The following is a 14,506-nucleotide window of genomic DNA, read 5'->3' on the forward strand; positions in this document are numbered from 1 at the left end:
TAATTGGACGGTGGGGCAGGGTCGAGTGGTACAGAGCAATGGGTGGCCGCCGCGCGTGGTGATGCGCAAGGCCAGTGGGTTGCGCACGCTGGAAGCGGCGTTGATCCGGAGCGGGCTCGGCCCGGTGGCCGGCGTCGACGAGGCGGGCCGCGGACCGTGTGCGGGACCGCTGGTCGTCGCAGCGTGCCTGCTGGCGCCGAAGGCCTACGACAAGCTGGCCGGGCTCGATGATTCGAAGAAGCTCACCGAGCCCGTCCGGGAAGAGCTGTATCCGATCATCACCCGGCTGTCGCTGGCCTGGAACGTGGTGGTGATCCCGTCCTGGGAGATCGATTCGATCGGCATCCACGTCGCCAATATCGAAGGCATGCGGCGCGCGGTCGCCGGACTCGGTCAGCCGCCTGGATATGTGCTGACCGACGGGTTCCGGGTGCCGGGCATTCCGGCGCCGTCACTGCCGGTGATCGGCGGTGACGCGGCCGCGGCCTGCATCGCCGCCGCCAGCATCCTGGCCAAGGTCACCAGGGACCGGATGATGGTCGAGCTCGACGCGCGATTCCCCGGCTACGGTTTCGCATCCCACAAGGGCTACAACACGCCCGACCACATCGCCGCGTTGAACCGCCTCGGCCCCAGCGACGAACACCGGCGTTCCTGGCGCAATGTGCGGGAGGCGGCGGGCTTGCGGCCGGTCGCCACGGTGGCCGAGGAGGCCGACGCGGTACTCGCGGGCGAGGTCGACCCGGTGATGTCCGAGGAGTTCCAAGTCGTGCGTCCGGATAGCCGAGTGGCTACCGGCGCTACCCATGCGCGATGATGTCAGCACACGACGCAACGCGGCGAGAAGGAGGACGTCCCACCCGATGAGTGCCGAGGACCTCGAGAAGTACGAAACCGAGATGGAGCTCTCGCTGTACCGAGAGTACAAAGACATCGTCGGTCAGTTCTCGTACGTGGTGGAGACCGAGCGCCGTTTCTATCTGGCCAACTCCGTGGAGCTGCGCCCGCAAAACGCCGACGGTGAGGTGTATTTCGAGGTTCGGATGAGCGACGCCTGGGTGTGGGACATGTACCGCCCGGCCCGCTTCGTCAAGCACGTCCGAGTGATCACCTTCAAGGACGTCAACATCGAAGAGCTCGAGAAGCCGGACCTGCGCCTGCCGGAGTAACCGGCCGGCTCGGCCCACTGCCCGCGGTGCCTGTGCACCGCGAGTTGTCCACAGGGTCTCGGCTATCAACAGGTTTTGTCTTTGCCCAGGTCGAGGCCCGAAGGCGCGGTGCCCGGGCGGGGACGCTGACCGAGTGACAGACACAAGGGCGCTCGGCGCGTACGGCGAGAAACTGGCGGCACGGTACCTGCAGGCCGCGGGGATGGAGATCGTCAGCAGAAACTGGCGATGCAGATACGGCGAACTGGACCTGATCGCCAGGGACGCCGACGTCACCGCATTCGTGGAGGTCAAGACCCGGTCCGGGCTCGGGTTCGGGATACCGGCCGAATCGGTCACCTTCACCAAACAGCAGCGCATTCGACGGCTCGCCCTGCTGTGGCTGGCCGAGCAGGACGGGCCGTGGCGGCACATCCGGTTCGACGTCGTCTCGGTGCTCCTGATCCGCGGACAAAAGCCGCAGATCGATCATCTCCAGGCGGTGTTCTGATGGCCCTCGGCCGGGCTCATTCGGTCGCGGTCACCGGGGTGGACGGTCTGCTGGTCGAGATCGAAGCCGACATCGGACAGGGGCTGCCCTCGGTGCACCTGGTCGGCCTGCCGGATACGGCCCTGCAGGAATCGCGGGACCGGGTGCGCTCGGCCGTGGCGAACTCGGGGGAGAAGTGGCCGGACGGGCGGGTGATTCTGGCGCTGTCGCCTGCGACGCTGCCCAAGATCGGCAGCGTTTACGATCTGGCCCTGGCCATCGCGGTGCTCGACGCGTCGGGTGCGGTTCCGTCGGAGCGGCTGGCGAAGACGGTGCTGCTCGGTGAGCTCGCGCTGGACGGCCGGGTCCGGCGGGTGCGCGGCGTCCTGCCCGCGGTGATCGCGGCCCGCAATGCGGGGTGGCCTGCGGTCGTGGTGCCGGAAGCGGCGATGGCCGAAGCCGGATTGGTCGCCGGGGTGGAGGTTTTCGGGGCGCCCAGCCTGCGCATGGTGGTGGCGTGGTTGCGTGGTGAAGGCACGCTTCCCGAACCGAGCGGCCAGCTGCCCGATCCGGTGCGCTCCGGCGGTGATCTGAGCGAGGTGGTCGGGCAGGACGAAGCCCGTTGGGCACTGGAGGTGGCCGCGGCCGGCGGGCACCATCTGCTGCTCACCGGTCCGCCGGGGATCGGGAAGACCATGCTGGCGCAGCGTCTTCCGGGGCTGTTGCCACCGCTCTCGGAGTCCGAATCGTTGGAGGTGACCGCCATCCATTCGATGGCGGGCGTGCTGTCCGGGGATCATCCGCTCATCACGATGCCGCCGTTCGTCGCACCACACCACTCGACGTCGGTGACCGCGATGGTCGGCGGCGGCTCGGGCACCGCACGGCCGGGTGCGGTGAGCAGAGCGCACCGCGGCGTGCTGTTCCTCGACGAATGCGCCGAGATCGGGGCCAAGGTCCTGGAGGCGATGCGAACTCCGTTGGAAGAGGGCGAGGTTCGCATTGCCCGCCGCGACGGCGTCGCCCGATATCCGGCGCGGTTCCAGCTGGTGCTCGCGGCCAACCCCTGCCCGTGCGCACCGGCGCGGGACGTCGACTGCATCTGCGCGCCGCTCGCCCGGCGCCGCTATCTCGGGAAACTGTCCGGGCCGCTGATGGATCGCATCGACATCTGGGTGCAGATGCGCGGTCAGTCCGGTGCCGCGTTCAGTACCGACGAGGCCGAGAGCAGCGCGGTGGTGCGCGAGCGGGTCGCCGTGGCCCGGCAGGCGGCGGTGCGGCGCTGGCAGGAGTTCGGCTGGCTGAACAACGCCGAAGTCCCCGGACATATTCTGCGCCAGCGATTCCGGCTACCGCGCGAGGCGATCGCTCCGGTCGAGACGGCGCTGCGTCTCGGTCGAATGTCGGCGCGCGGAGCCGACCGTGCCATCAGAGTGGCGTGGACAATCGCCGATTTGCGTGGTGCGGAGCTGCCGACCTCGCAGGATGTGCTGGCGGCATTGAACTTTCGTCAGCGGGGTGCGCAGTGAGTGCTGGGCAGGTCACGCGAACGGGTGATGGTGCGGCGTCGCTTCCGGGGGGCGACGGTGGAGAACTTCTGGTGGCCGGTGCGGAGGGGTGTTCCGCGCCAATCGATCTCGACGCCTATGAGCGGCGGTTGGCGTGGGTGTATCTGTCCCGCGTGGTGAACGGGCCGTGTGCGGCGCTGTCGGCCTTGATCGAGTCGGTGGGCGTGCTCGAGGCGGCACGGGCCGTGCGCGAGTGCGACCTGCCTGCGTCGCTGCGTGGGCCCACCGAGCAGCGGCGGGGGATGGATTCGGCCGCAAGGGATCTCGATACGATCGAGCGGATGGGTGGTCGCGTCGTCACACCCGAGGATCCCGAGTGGCCTGCGTGGCGGCTACTGGGACTTGCCCAACTCGATGCCGAACGCGACCGGGACGGCGCGGTGCCGCTCGTGCTGTGGGTGCGCGGCCCGCTGTCGTTGCTGGAGTCGAGCGACCGCGCGCTCGCGGTCGTCGGCGCACGATGCAGCAGTGGGTACGGAAATCAGGTCACCGGCGAGATCGCGGGCGACCTGGCGGCCCAAGGCTGGACCATCGTGTCCGGCGCGGCCTTCGGGATCGACGGGATGGCGCATCGCGCGGCACTGGCCGTAGGCGGACGCACCATCGCGGTGCTGGCCTGCGGCGTCGACCGGCCGTACCCCGCACAACACGATCGGCTGCTGGCCGAGATCGCCGAGACCGGCCTGGTGGTCAGCGAATATCCCCCAGGAACCACCGCCCACAAGCACCAATTCCTGGCCCGCAACCGACTGGTCGCCGCATTGGCCGACGGCGTCCTGGTAGTCGAGGCGGGATTGCGCAGCGGCGCGCGCAACACGGTGAAATGGGCACGGCGCCTCAACCGTCCGGCGCTGGCCGTCCCCGGCCCGGTCACCTCGGCCGCATCCGTCGGCTGCCATCGGATGATCCGCGACGGGGAAGCGCTACTCGTCACGCGCCCCGAAGAGGTCATCGATGAGGCGGGCCCCCTCCACCTGCCCCTGCCCGGCGTCGCCGGTCGGGACGACCAGCGTGAAGAAGCCTTGTCGGGCGATGAAGCGCTCGTCTTCGCGGCTATGCCGGAGATCGGTTCTCGCCTGCCCCGTGAACTCGCGAACTATGCCGGACTACCTCTGCCGGTCGTTCGCGCGGCACTGCCCGCGCTCGAACTGGCAGGCCTGGTTACCGCCGACGCGGATGGCTGGCGACGAACAACGACGTACGGCAAGTAGTGGAATCTCAGCCCTATCAGGAAGGATGTCCCGATGTATGGTACTGGTACCATAACCAGCATGGCTCTCAAGAAGACTACGGTCATGGTCGACGAGGATGACCTCGCGATCATCAAGGCGGCCGCTGCGCGCGAAGGCCGTCCAGAGTCCGAATATTTCCGCGAGGCGTTTCACATCGCGGCACTGCGCGCCAAGCGGTGGGAAGACGACGACTGGGATATCCCGGAGCTCGACTTCGGTCGTGAAGTGACCAAAGACGACATCAAGAAGGCTGTATCGGACGCGATCGCCGACAAGCTGTGATCGTCATCGCCGACACGTCGGGGCTGGTTGCCGCCTTCAACAAGGTCGAGCGCGAGCACGTGGAGACCAAACGCTCGATGCAGCGCGCCGCACTGGTCGTCGCCTCGCCGCTGATACTGCACGAGATCGAGCACATCATCACCCGCGAGATGAACCGCTCGGCGGCGCATGGCATCAATGATTGGATCCTGGCGCAGGAACGCACCGGCAGATTTCTGGTTCCCGGAATCGGGTCCGGACTGATCCGTAAGGCGCGGCGGATTCAGAACCACTACATGTCGTTGTGTCTCGATCTCGCGGATGCATTGAATGTGGTGTTGGCGGCCGAGTTCGAGACCAACACGATGCTGACTCTGGATCGCCGGGATTTTCGGGCGATCCGGCCACTGACCGGCGCCAAGGCATTTCGCCTGCTTCCCGACGACCGCTGACTTGTCCACCCGGCGAGTGATTGAGCGACTCGGGTGGGACCGGCGCGGTGGCTTGCCAACGGGGACGACTGTCGGGACGGTGGTGGGATGGATGAGCTACCCGAGGATCTGGAAGCGCTGCTGACGGAGTACGGCAGGCATCTGCGGCTCGGGCGGAATCGGTCGGCGCACACGGTGCGCGCCTACCTGGGGGATGCGCGTTCGCTGCTGGCGCACCTTTATGCCAGATCGGCGGATTCCGCGGTGCGCGAACTGGATCTGCTGCTACTGCGGTCCTGGCTCGCGCAACAGTCGACGGCGGGGGTGGCGCGGACCACGATGGCGCGGCGGGCTTCTGCGGCGCGAACCTTCACCGCCTGGCTCACCCAGACCGGACGGCTGGCCGTCGATCCGGGATTGCGGCTCGGTTCGCCCAAAGCGCACCGGGTGTTGCCTGCCGTACTCGGCCAGCAGCAGGCGCTCGGCGTCATGGGTGCCGCGGAATCCGGTGCCGCGCAGCACGACCCGATGGCACTGCGCGACCGGCTGATCGTGGAACTGTTGTACTCCACCGGAATTCGGGTCAGCGAGTTGTGCGGCCTGGACATCGACGACGTCGACCGCGAACGCCGGGTGGTTCGGGTGCTGGGCAAGGGCAACAAGGAACGCTCTGCGCCCTTCGGTATCCCCGCCGACGAGGCGATCGGCCACTGGCTGCAGCACGGCCGCGCGGCCTTCGCGACCGCCGAGTCCGGACGGGCACTGCTGCTCGGCCGCCGCGGCAAACGCCTCGACCAACGTCAGGCCAGAACCGTTGTCCATGAGGTGGTTTCGTCCATCCCGGGTGCCCCCGATATGGGCCCGCACGGTCTACGCCACACCGCCGCCACCCACCTGCTCGAGGGCGGTGCGGACCTCCGCGTCGTGCAGGAACTCCTCGGCCACGCCAGCATGGCCACCACCCAGCTCTACACCCATGTCTCCATCGAACGTCTCAAGAAGGTGCACGACCAAGCTCACCCCCGCGCCTGAAGTGCGACGATCAGCCGCCGGCGAGTGGCAGCTGGGGTGCGGTGGCCGCACTGGTCCCGCTCGCAAGGAACGGGACCAGCTCTGCGAGCAACGCATTCACCGATCCCGCTTCTCCAGTACGCGGCGTTCGTCACCCGTATTGCCCACGCTTGTTTCAGGACTCGCACTCCCTGTCGCCGGCGGACGAGCCGGACATCGTGGGGTTGTTGCGGGGCGGCCTGTGTGCTGCCAGGCGCTCGGCCGGATCCGCTGACGGAGGCGGAGGCGGCGCAGATCGACCACCGCCGCCTCCACCACGAAGAGTGCGGATCCCGAGATGTAGTGCGGATCCCTATGGGATCAGCCGACCTCCACCGTGTCCGCCTGCGGCAGTCCGGCCGACGGTTTCCGCGTCCGCAGCAACGTCACGCCGAGTATCGCGGCCGCAACGCAGAAGCCCGCGCTGATCCACGAACCGGTCGACATGGCGGTGGTGAACGCATCCTTCGCGGCTTCACCGAAGCCGAGTTGAAAAGCGGCACCGATGGATTCACGTGCAGCGTCGGGTGCGTCCGTCGGCATGTGATCGGTGAACACGCCGGCGAGCACGCTGCCGAGGATGGCGATGCTGATCGCCATACCGACCTGCTGCAACGTGTCGTTCATGGCCGAACCGACACCGGCGTGCTCGAGCGGAATGGCGCTCATGATCGAGGTGTAGGCGGCGGGGCCGGCCAATCCGCCACCGATGCCCATGACCAGCATGCTGACCAGGATCCACAGATATCCCTCGCCGACCGCGAGAATCGCGAACGCTCCCGCCATGATCAGCAACCCCGAGACGATCAGCGCCTTGTTGCTGATCTTCTTGCCCAAGGTCGCGCCGAGCCCGTTGCACACCGCGGCGGCCACCGCATACGGCAGCAGCGCCAGCCCGGCTTTCATCGGCCCGTAGCCGAGCACGAACTGCAGGTACTGGGTGAGCATCAGCATCACCGCGCCCATTCCGAACACCATCAGCAACAACGTGAACGCGGTACCGGTGAAGTCCCGATTGCGGAACACCGCCAGCGGCAACATTGGATGCTCCGACCGGCTCTCCCACACCACGAACCCGATCGCGGTCACCACCGCTAGCACGATCATGCCGATATTCCACTCGCGTTCGATGATCACGTAGACCGTCGACACCAGCGCGACGATGGACAGCAGCACGCCGACCAGGTCGACCGGCCGCTGCTCACCGGTGGACTCCGGCATCAGCACCAGCGCGGCCACGATAGCGAGCACCGCTACCGGGATATTGAGCAGGAACACCGACCCCCACCAATAGTGTTGCAGCAGTAGGCCACCCAGCGTCGGCCCGGCCACGATGCCGACCATCGAGACGGTCGACCAGGCGGCCATCGCCTTGCGCCGTTCGTCCTCGGCGAAGGTGGTCATCAGGATGGACAGGGTCGACGGCATCAGCAGCGAACCGCCGATGCCCATCGCCACGCGCGCGGCGACGACATGCCATGGCTCGGTGGCGAGCACCGCGACCAGCGATGCGACGCCGAAGACGGCGAGGCCGTAGATCAGCATCCGTCGCCTGCCGAATCGGTCGGACAGGCTGCCCGCGGTGAGCAGGAGTCCGGCGAAGACCAGCACGTAGGCGTCCAGGATCCACTGCACGTCCGACGGTGTGGCACCCAGTTCCCGGATCAGCGACGGGATAGCGAGATTGAGCACGGTGCTGTCGAGCATCAGCACCAGCAAGGACAGGCAAAGGACCCCCAGAATCCACCAACGGCGAGGGTCTCGTACAACGTTCGATTCCACTCGAACAGCGTACGAGAGACTCGAACAATGTGCGAGTGAATATAGGATCGACACGTGACCAAGCAGTTCACCTCGGTATGGATCCGCGAACCCCGTCAGCCGAAGACGTCGGGTTTACGCCTCGATCAGATCATCGGCGCCGCCGTCGAACTCCTCGACGCCGAAGGGCTCGAGTCCTTGAGCATGCGCAAGATCGGCGCCAAGCTCGGCGCGGGCGCCACCAGCCTCTACTGGTACGTGGCCAACAAAGATGAACTGCTGGAGTGGGTCCTCGACGAGTTCTGGGGCATGGTGCAGGTCCCGGAACCCGAGCAGGCGCCGTGGCGTGAGGTGCTGACGACGTTCGCCTACAATTTCCGCGCCGCGCTGCGCGAACATCCGTGGGGCGCGACCCTGATCGGGCAGCTACCCAGTCTCGGGCCGAATGCGTTGCGGCTCACCGACCAGCTGCGTCGCGCGTACGTCGGCGCGGGCTTCCGCGGCGTCGATATCTACTTCGCCAGTGGCACGGTGATGTCCTACGTGCTCGGGGTGGTGACACCGGAGATCGCCTGGCGGAAGACATATGGCGACATGGAGATCGATAGGGACATGATCGTGCAAACGATGGAAGGCGTGGCCGAGGACTATCCCGAACTGCTCGCGGACTATCAGGAGGCGACGCCGGAGGACACCGAGGTCTCGCGAGCGATGGCGTTCGACTTCGGTTTGCTGTGTTTGCTCGACGGTCTCCAGCACCGTCTGCGTGGTTTTCCCGAGGGGGCGGGGCCTCCCTCCGAGGATTAAGGCATCGTCAATCGTCGGCATTCGGGCCGTTGCGGAGGCCGCCTTGTTAAACTGAAACGAGTTCTAGTTTATGGACTCGATGGTCCAGCGAAACGGTGCGCTCCACGGCTCGAAGCGGGTGCGCGGGAAGGCGTTCGGGTGAGCACCCATACCGTCCTCGGCCAGGAAGTTCACATGCCGGTTCGTATCCGGCTCGCCCACGCTTTCATGGCTACCTATCTGGTTCCCGCCGACGCTGCGCAGCAGTTGGTCGACTACTCCGGGCTGCGAGTGCTGCGGCTACCGGGCGGCCGTGCGATGTGCTCGCTCGTTTTCGTCGAGTATGTCGACGGTGATCTCGGCCCGTACCACGAGTTCGGCGTCTCCTTCATGGTCCGGCACCACACCGCTGCTCCGGCCGGCCGGTTCGGCGATGTCCGGGCCTTGGCGACGAATCAAGCGGGAGTTTTCATCCATCGACTGCCGGTCGACGGCGAGTTCACGCTCGCGGCGGGCCGCGGAATCTGGGGATTCCCCAAGGAACTCGCCGATTTCAGCGTGCGTCACGACACGGAAATCCGGCATGGTGCGCTGCGCCAGGACAGTGAGCTCATCGTCGACCTGACCGTTCGTCAGGGCCTTCGCACGCCGGAACGCCGAAACACTGCCTCCTCGTTCGATGCCTACTCGCACATAGACGGCGTCACTCGGTGCACGCCTTGGCGGATGGAGCCGTCGGGCATGCGCGCCCGCCCGGGCGGGGCCACGCTGTCCCTCGGCAACCACCCCATCGCCGACGAACTGAAGTCACTGCGCCTGCCCCGTCGCGCTCTCATGACATCCAGCATCGCCCGGTTGGCGATGACCTTCGAGGATGCCGTTCCGGTGTAGGCCACCACAGCGCGACCTTGTCGATAACCGCATGATCACGGCCTCGCGCGGTTCGTGGACGCCCTGAGAAGGGCCGGTTAGTGTGACGTAGCGGATTGTTTGCTCGCATAGTGTGACGTAGCGGACTATCGCTCACAGCCCGAACCGACCTGTGTGGGAGAGGTGCCCGTGAACTCCGACGACCAGCGCGAGGTGCTGGATCCAGGCGACAGCCTGGCGGAATCACGTGGAGTCGTGGCTGAGATGTGGGGCAAGTTCCGGGCGATGCACGGCCCGCAACACATTCTGGACGGTGCCGCTCCGGCGATCGGATTTTTGATCGGGTACTCGGCAGCCGGTGCGGAGGTCGGTGTTTTCGTCGCCATCCTGATCGCAGTCGTGCTGGGCGCTGTGCGGCTGATGCGCGGCGATTCGGTGCGGGTGGTTGCGGGCGCGGTGCTGATAATCCTGGTGTTCTCGCTGTTCGTTGAGATCACCGGGGAGGGGCGCGGTTTCTATCTGCCCGAAGTAGCGTTGAGTGTCGTGATGACGGTGCTGTTCGGCGCGACATTGCTCACCGGAAAGCCGCTCAGCTACACGGTGAGCCGCAGGATCCGGCTCGAACCGGCCGAGCCCGCCGACGCGGCGGCCCGGCTGCGCCTGCATCGCCGGATCACCCTCGCCTGGTTCGTGTTCTGGGCGGCGCACGTGGCGGTGATGGTGCCGCTGTATCTGGCCGACAAGGTGGTCCTGCTCGGCACCTTCGCCCTGGTCTTCGGCAAGCCCGCGCTGGTCGTCATGCTCGCGTTGACCTGGTTGTGGGTGCGCAGCAAGGCCGCGGTCCGAGCCGGGGCGGCATGACGCTGCCGAGCCCCGATGCCGTGTCGGAGGACGGGGAAGAAGAGGTCGACTACCGCTTCACCCTCGCCAACGAACGCACGTTCTTGGCGTGGATGCGCACGTCGCTCGGCCTGCTCGCCGGTGGTGTCGCGGTGCACACATTGGTGCAGCCGTTCCGGATGGGCGGCGCGCGGCGCGCACTCGCGCTGAGTTGCCTGGTGCTCGCGGTGATCGTCGCGGTGGGCGCGTATGTGCATTGGCGCCGAGTCGGTGTGGCGATGCGGCGGGGGCGTCCGCTGCCGGACACGGTGATGGTGCCGATCCTGTCCGCGGGCATCGCTGTCGTTTCGGTGCTCGCGGGTGTCGCGGTGTTGCTGCGATGAGCGGCGCCGGGCTCGCCGCGGAACGCACCGCCTTGGCGTGGCGACGGACAGCGGTGGCCGCGATGATCACCGCCGCACTGTTCCTGAACCATGCTGTGACCAGCGGGTGGCGTCCCGCGATGATCGCGCCCATCGGTGCCGCGATCGCCATGGCCGCGCTGGCAGGCCTGAGTTACCTGCGCAACCGCAGTTTGCACCAGGGCGACTATGGCCACGGCAGACGGGTCGTCGCCGCGACGACCGTGGCGGTGGTGGTCGTCGCAGGTCTCGCGGCAGCTATCCAGTTCACCGATCCATCGCCCTAAATCCGTACCGGCACAGCGACTTTGTACCGACTCTCAGGAGGATGACATGAGCGAACGACGCGAGCGGATCGTGTGTCGGCGGGTCTGGCGCATATCGGAGCCGAGTGTCAGCGAGGCGCGGGCATGAGCGATCGAACTGAGCAAATCGTGCGAGCGCGTGCGGCGCAGGCGGGAGCCGAGTGCGAGCGAGGTGCGGGCATGGGTCAGCGAAATGCACGGATTGTGTCGGCGCGAGGGAGGTATGCCGGAGGCGAGTGTCAGCGAGGTGTGAGTACGAGCGATCGGAGTGAGCGGAGCGTGTGGCGCACATCGGAGCCGAGTGTCAGCGAGGTGCGGGCATGAGCGAACGACGCGAGCGGATCATGTGCCGGCGCGCAGGACGCATGCTTGTGCAGGGCGCTAGCGAGGTGCGGGCATGAGCACAGCGACCGAGCCGAGCGATTTCATTGTTGCCGAGCAGCGGCGTGCGGCCGCCGCGATGCCGTTCGCCGACACCGCCGATCTCGCGGACGCCGACCGCGGGTTCATCGCCGCGCCGGAGTCCGGCGTGGTGACCGCCGCCGATGGAAGTGTGGTGTGGGACAACGATTCCTACAGCTTCTTGCGCGGATCCTGTCCCGCGTCGGTCAATCCCAGCCTGTGGCGGCAGTCCGGTCTGGTCATGAAGCAGGGGCTGTACGAGGTCACGGCTGGGATCTATCAGATCCGGGGGTTCGACCTGTCGAACATGACCCTCGTCGAGGGCAAAACCGGTGTGCTGGTTATAGATCCGCTTATTACCGCGGAGACCGCCGCCGCCGGTCTGGCGCTCTATCGTGCGCATCGAGGCGATCGTCCGGTGACCGGCGTCATCTATACCCATTCGCACGTCGATCATTTCGGCGGCGTGCTGGGGGTTACCAGCACCGACGATGTCGCGGCCGGCCGCTGTCCAATTCTTGCCCCGGCGGGTTTCTTGGAGCATGCAGTGGCTGAAAACGTTTACGCGGGAACCGCAATGGCGCGACGAGCGGGCTACATGTACGGCGCGGTGCTGCCGCGTGGGCCGCTCGGGGCGGTGGGCGCCGGTCTCGGTCAGACGAGTTCGATCGGCACGATCACCCTGATCCCGCCGACCGTGGACATCACCGCGACCGGGCAGGAAGAAACGGTCGACGGGATCAGGATCGTCTTCCAGGTCACCCCCGGCACCGAAGCGCCCGCCGAAATGAACTTCTACTTTCCGGAGCACCGCGCGCTGTGCATGGCCGAAAACGCCACGCACACACTGCACAACCTGCTCACGCTGCGCGGCGCCCTGGTGCGCGACCCGCACGTCTGGGCGAAGTACCTGACCGAGGCGATCAACCTGTACGCGCGCCGGTCCGATGTGGTGTTCGCCTCCCATCACTGGCCCACCTGGGGCACCGACCGGCTGGTGGAATTCCTTGCGCTGCAACGTGATCTATACGGGTACCTGAACGACCAGACCCTGCGCCTGCTGAACCAGGGCTACGTCGGCACCGAGATCGCCGAAATGCTCACGCTGCCAACGGCTATCGAGGGCAGCTGGCATACGCACGGGTACTACGGGTCGGTCAGCCACAACGTCAAGGCCATCTACCAGCGGTACATGGGCTGGTTCGACGGCAACCCGGCGCATCTGTGGGAGCATCCACCGGTCGAATCCGCTGTTCGCCATGTGGAATTCATGGGCGGTGCCGAGGAGGTGCTGCGCAAGGCGCAGGAGTCCTACGATGCGGGTGACTACCGCTGGGTGGCTCAGGTGGTCAACTACGTGATCTTCGCCGATCCCACCAATGATGCCGCGAAAGCGTTGCAGGCCAGCACCTTCGAGCAACTCGGCTACGGCGCGGAGAACGCCACCTGGCGCAACTTCTACCTCAGCGGCGCCTACGAACTGCGCTACGGCTCGTTCGGCACGCCGACCAAGGCCACCTCGCCGACCATGCTCGCCGCGCTGACCGTCGACCAGATCTTCGACGCCATGGCGCTGCGTGTCGACGGGCCGAAGGCGTGGAATCAGCGGGTCGTCGCGGAGTGGCAGATCAGCGACGAGGATCGGGTGCACCGCCTCGAACTGCGCAACGGGCGGCTGACCCACTACGACCGGCCCGACGGGGTGCAGCTGCCCGAGCCGGATGCGACCTTCACGCTGAGCAAGGCGACGCTCATCCGAGTGCTGTTGGGAGGCGAGGATTTCGGCGTCGCCGCGGCCGCGGGCGACATCCTCATCGACGGTGATGTCACCAAACTGGCCGAGCTCGTCGGCGTATTCGACGCGCCGGACCCCGACTTCTCCATCGTCACGCCGCGCGGCACGGTCGGGTAACCCGCCCGCGAAAATTGTTCGACTCCGCGAACGCCTCTCCTTACGGTGGTGATCATGTCAACCGAACCGTCGACCGATCCCTTGCGTGCGCGCCTGCGCGCCGCACTGCCCGTGGCGATGAAATCCCGGGACCGCCAGGCGATCACCGCCCTGCGGTCCACGCTGGGTGCCATCGACAATGCGGAGGCGGTGGATGTCGGTGAGCATCGGGCGGGTGCCGTGGAGGGGAGTGCGGTGGGCCTGGGCGTCGCCGAGGTTGCCCGGCGCGAGCTGACCGAGGGGGACATCGAACAGATCGTGCGCGCGGAGATCGCCGAACGCCACACCGTCGCCGAGGAATACGACAGGGTCGGGCGAGCGGAGCAGGCCGAGGAGCTGCGGGTGCAGGCCAGGGTGTTGGCGGACCTGCTCTAGAACCGCAGCCGACGGACGTCGGTTGCCCCTGTGCGTCAGGGCGTGGTGGGCAGGGTCTTGATGTACCGCCCGGCGACGAAGCGCTGGATCAGGCGAGCTGCCGGACCGCCCAGCCGGGTGTACCAGGTCGCCGGGCGAGAGAACGCGGTCACCACTCCGTATACGGCGTCGTCGGCCGGGTCGTACTCGACGGAGAACAACTCCTCGCCGCTCTCCGGATGCCCCGGCAGTGTGCCGTACGCGAAGCCGCGCTGGTTCGGCGCGGCCAGCACGTACACCACTCGGCACGGCGCGGTGATGGCCAACGGACCGATGCCGAGCCGCACCGTCAGGCGAGTGCCAGGCTCGGCCGTGGGGGTCGACGCCTCGTGAAAGATGCCGGTGCCCTTCTGCATCCGATACTCCAGGATCGCCACCGCTGCGTGCTCGAACAGCGCCCGACCGTGCCCGATCTGCCGCCGTAACCGAAACCCGTGGTACCCAGCAGGCAGCTCGCTGCTCGTGGCACCGACTTCGGAATAGGTGAACGGCGGATCGCTGGGCCCATGCTCCATGCCTTGATCTTCACCCCGGTCGGCCCGGTTGGGAAGCATTACGCGGCGTCGGTTTCGACACGCCGAGCGCCCAGCCCTACG

The 14,506-nt window shown here is 66.9% G+C and carries 17 protein-coding genes; 15 read left to right on the plus strand and 2 right to left on the minus strand.

Features of this window, described 5'->3' with window-relative positions; all coding sequences use genetic code 11:
- Window positions 1-10 precede the first annotated feature (10 nt).
- The 8 genes from IBX18_RS17795 (at window position 11) to IBX18_RS17830 (ending at window position 6,162) form a co-directional block, all read left to right on the plus strand.
- A complete protein-coding gene (locus IBX18_RS17795) occupies window positions 11-817 on the plus strand; it encodes a ribonuclease HII (RefSeq protein ID WP_373889200.1) in 807 nt (268 codons plus the stop codon).
- A gap of 46 nt (window positions 818-863) precedes the next feature.
- The gene (locus tag IBX18_RS17800) at window positions 864-1,169 is read left to right on the plus strand and encodes a DUF2469 domain-containing protein (protein ID WP_011210678.1); all 306 of its coding nucleotides are present in this window, start codon (window positions 864-866) and stop codon (window positions 1,167-1,169) included.
- Between the two features lie 133 nt (window positions 1,170-1,302).
- Entirely contained in the window at window positions 1,303-1,659 is a 357-nt protein-coding gene (locus IBX18_RS17805) for a YraN family protein (protein WP_194834722.1), read from the plus strand.
- The gene (locus tag IBX18_RS17810) at window positions 1,659-3,167 is read left to right on the plus strand and encodes a YifB family Mg chelatase-like AAA ATPase (protein WP_194834723.1); all 1,509 of its coding nucleotides are present in this window, start codon (window positions 1,659-1,661) and stop codon (window positions 3,165-3,167) included. Before IBX18_RS17805 ends, IBX18_RS17810 begins: the two co-directional genes overlap by 1 nt.
- A gap of 71 nt (window positions 3,168-3,238) precedes the next feature.
- Window positions 3,239-4,417, plus strand: coding sequence for a DNA-processing protein DprA (dprA, locus tag IBX18_RS17815; protein WP_306796303.1), 1,179 nt, complete (start codon window positions 3,239-3,241; stop codon window positions 4,415-4,417).
- Window positions 4,418-4,501: 84 nt separating this feature from the next.
- Window positions 4,502-4,720, plus strand: a complete 219-nt coding sequence (locus tag IBX18_RS17820) for a CopG family transcriptional regulator (protein WP_228541272.1) — start codon at window positions 4,502-4,504, stop codon at window positions 4,718-4,720.
- Window positions 4,717-5,151, plus strand: a complete 435-nt coding sequence (locus IBX18_RS17825) for a PIN domain-containing protein (protein WP_194834724.1) — start codon at window positions 4,717-4,719, stop codon at window positions 5,149-5,151. Before IBX18_RS17820 ends, IBX18_RS17825 begins: the two co-directional genes overlap by 4 nt.
- Before the next feature lie 87 nt (window positions 5,152-5,238).
- A complete protein-coding gene (locus tag IBX18_RS17830; RefSeq protein ID WP_107658377.1) occupies window positions 5,239-6,162 on the plus strand; it encodes a tyrosine recombinase XerC in 924 nt (307 codons plus the stop codon).
- 339 nt (window positions 6,163-6,501) lie between these two features.
- On the opposite strand, the gene IBX18_RS17835 is transcribed toward IBX18_RS17830, so the two are convergent.
- Window positions 6,502-7,962: an MFS transporter gene (locus tag IBX18_RS17835; protein ID WP_306796304.1), complete on the minus strand. Its 1,461-nt coding sequence runs from the start codon at window positions 7,960-7,962 to the stop codon at window positions 6,502-6,504.
- Window positions 7,963-8,016: 54 nt separating this feature from the next.
- Between IBX18_RS17835 and IBX18_RS17840 the strand changes: the two genes are divergently transcribed.
- The 7 genes from IBX18_RS17840 to IBX18_RS17870 all read left to right on the plus strand — a co-directional run bounded on the left by IBX18_RS17840 (window position 8,017) and on the right by IBX18_RS17870 (window position 13,871).
- The gene (locus IBX18_RS17840; protein ID WP_194834725.1) at window positions 8,017-8,748 is read left to right on the plus strand and encodes a TetR/AcrR family transcriptional regulator; all 732 of its coding nucleotides are present in this window, start codon (window positions 8,017-8,019) and stop codon (window positions 8,746-8,748) included.
- 138 nt (window positions 8,749-8,886) lie between these two features.
- Window positions 8,887-9,618, plus strand: a complete 732-nt coding sequence (locus IBX18_RS17845) for an acetoacetate decarboxylase family protein (RefSeq protein WP_194834726.1) — start codon at window positions 8,887-8,889, stop codon at window positions 9,616-9,618.
- Between the two features lie 168 nt (window positions 9,619-9,786).
- A complete protein-coding gene (locus tag IBX18_RS17850; protein WP_194834727.1) occupies window positions 9,787-10,458 on the plus strand; it encodes a DUF3159 domain-containing protein in 672 nt (223 codons plus the stop codon).
- A complete protein-coding gene (locus IBX18_RS17855) occupies window positions 10,455-10,820 on the plus strand; it encodes a YidH family protein (protein ID WP_194834728.1) in 366 nt (121 codons plus the stop codon). Before IBX18_RS17850 ends, IBX18_RS17855 begins: the two co-directional genes overlap by 4 nt.
- On the plus strand, window positions 10,817-11,125 hold the full coding sequence (locus tag IBX18_RS17860; RefSeq protein ID WP_194834729.1) for a DUF202 domain-containing protein: 309 nt from the start codon (window positions 10,817-10,819) through the stop codon (window positions 11,123-11,125). Before IBX18_RS17855 ends, IBX18_RS17860 begins: the two co-directional genes overlap by 4 nt.
- Window positions 11,126-11,540: 415 nt before the next feature.
- On the plus strand, window positions 11,541-13,457 hold the full coding sequence (locus tag IBX18_RS17865; RefSeq protein ID WP_194834730.1) for an alkyl/aryl-sulfatase: 1,917 nt from the start codon (window positions 11,541-11,543) through the stop codon (window positions 13,455-13,457).
- Between the two features lie 54 nt (window positions 13,458-13,511).
- Entirely contained in the window at window positions 13,512-13,871 is a 360-nt protein-coding gene (locus IBX18_RS17870) for a hypothetical protein (RefSeq protein ID WP_194834731.1), read from the plus strand.
- A 35-nt stretch (window positions 13,872-13,906) separates the two neighbouring features.
- Here IBX18_RS17870 and IBX18_RS17875 read toward each other — a convergent pair whose 3' ends face one another.
- Window positions 13,907-14,425, minus strand: a complete 519-nt coding sequence (locus IBX18_RS17875) for a DUF1990 family protein (protein WP_194834732.1) — start codon at window positions 14,423-14,425, stop codon at window positions 13,907-13,909.
- Window positions 14,426-14,506: the final 81 nt, after the last annotated feature.

The organism is Nocardia sp. XZ_19_369, from assembly GCF_015355715.1.
Classification (GTDB): Bacteria; Actinomycetota; Actinomycetes; order Mycobacteriales; family Mycobacteriaceae; genus Nocardia.

Bases quoted from the DNA above. Each gene is read 5' to 3' on its own strand.
- IBX18_RS17820 (WP_228541272.1), top strand. From the start codon at position 4,502: ATGGTCGACGAGGATGACCTCGCGATCATCAAGGCGGCCGCTGCGCGC.
- IBX18_RS17875 (WP_194834732.1), bottom strand. From the start codon at position 14,425: ATGGAGCATGGGCCCAGCGATCCGCCGTTCACCTATTCCGAAGTCGGT.
- IBX18_RS17865 (WP_194834730.1), top strand. From the start codon at position 11,541: ATGAGCACAGCGACCGAGCCGAGCGATTTCATTGTTGCCGAGCAGCGG.
- IBX18_RS17870 (WP_194834731.1), top strand. From the start codon at position 13,512: ATGTCAACCGAACCGTCGACCGATCCCTTGCGTGCGCGCCTGCGCGCC.
- IBX18_RS17800 (WP_011210678.1), top strand. From the start codon at position 864: ATGAGTGCCGAGGACCTCGAGAAGTACGAAACCGAGATGGAGCTCTCG.
- IBX18_RS17855 (WP_194834728.1), top strand. From the start codon at position 10,455: ATGACGCTGCCGAGCCCCGATGCCGTGTCGGAGGACGGGGAAGAAGAG.
- IBX18_RS17830 (WP_107658377.1), top strand. From the start codon at position 5,239: ATGGATGAGCTACCCGAGGATCTGGAAGCGCTGCTGACGGAGTACGGC.
- IBX18_RS17810 (WP_194834723.1), top strand. From the start codon at position 1,659: ATGGCCCTCGGCCGGGCTCATTCGGTCGCGGTCACCGGGGTGGACGGT.
- IBX18_RS17860 (WP_194834729.1), top strand. From the start codon at position 10,817: ATGAGCGGCGCCGGGCTCGCCGCGGAACGCACCGCCTTGGCGTGGCGA.